We start from the raw sequence: 542 nt of genomic DNA on the forward strand, positions 1-542 counted from the left end.
TGCTGCTGCTGGAGCGGTTGTCGGATGCGCGGCGGAGTGGTCATCGGGTGTTGGCGGTGGTGCGTGGTTCGGCGGTGAATCAGGATGGTGCGTCGAATGGGTTGTCGGCGCCGAATGGTCCGTCGCAGCAGCGGGTGATTCGGGCGGCGTTGGAGAGTGCTCGGTTGTCGGCCGCTGAGGTGGACGCGGTGGAGGCGCATGGTACGGGGACGAAGCTGGGTGATCCCATCGAGGCGCAGGCGTTGCTCGCGACCTACGGCCAGGAGCGGGTGGCCGAGGACCGGCCGTTGTGGCTGGGGGCGGTGAAGTCGAACATCGGTCATACGCAGGCGGCTGCGGGTGTGGCGGGTGTGATGAAGATGGTGCTGGCGATGCGGCATGGGGTTTTGCCGAGGACGCTGCATGTTGATGAGCCGTCGCCGCATGTGGATTGGTCGGCGGGTGCGGTGGAGTTGTTGACGGATGCGGTGGAGTGGCCGGAGACGGGGCGTCCGCGGCGTGCGGGTGTGTCGTCGTTCGGTATCAGCGGCACCAACGCACAC

At 67.2% G+C, this 542-nt stretch carries 1 pseudogene; it reads left to right on the forward strand.

The features are described from left to right. A pseudogene (locus tag NQU54_RS48795) lies at positions 1-542 on the forward strand (polyketide synthase); the annotation flags it as partial.

This window comes from Streptomyces malaysiensis subsp. samsunensis, from assembly GCF_024519315.1.
GTDB lineage: Bacteria > Actinomycetota > Actinomycetes > Streptomycetales > Streptomycetaceae > Streptomyces > Streptomyces malaysiensis.